The 446-nt window shown below is 34.8% G+C and carries 1 pseudogene; it reads left to right on the top strand.

Annotated elements, in window-relative coordinates:
• Positions 1-64: 64 nt before the first annotated feature.
• A pseudogene (gene lss, locus KI369_RS29155) lies at positions 65-446 on the top strand (lysostaphin); the annotation flags it as partial.

The raw sequence follows: 446 nt of genomic DNA, 5'->3' as shown, positions 1-446 counted from the left end.
GAGCGGATAACAATTCCCCTCTAGAAATAATTTTGTTTAACTTTAAGAAGGAGATATACATATGACACATGAACATTCAGCACAATGGTTGAATAATTACAAAAAAGGATATGGTTACGGTCCTTATCCATTAGGTATAAATGGCGGTATGCACTACGGAGTTGATTTTTTTATGAATATTGGAACACCAGTAAAAGCTATTTCAAGCGGAAAAATAGTTGAAGCTGGTTGGAGTAATTACGGAGGAGGTAATCAAATAGGTCTTATTGAAAATGATGGAGTGCATAGACAATGGTATATGCATCTAAGTAAATATAATGTTAAAGTAGGAGATTATGTCAAAGCTGGTCAAATAATCGGTTGGTCTGGAAGCACTGGTTATTCTACAGCACCACATTTACACTTCCAAAGAATGGTTAATTCATTTTCAAATTCAACTGCCCAAG

The organism is Bacillus sanguinis (assembly GCF_018332475.1).
Lineage (GTDB): Bacteria > Bacillota > Bacilli > Bacillales > Bacillaceae_G > Bacillus_A > Bacillus_A sanguinis.
Note: the sequence above shows the minus strand (reverse complement) of the source record. Positions and strands in the feature narration are given on the sequence as shown.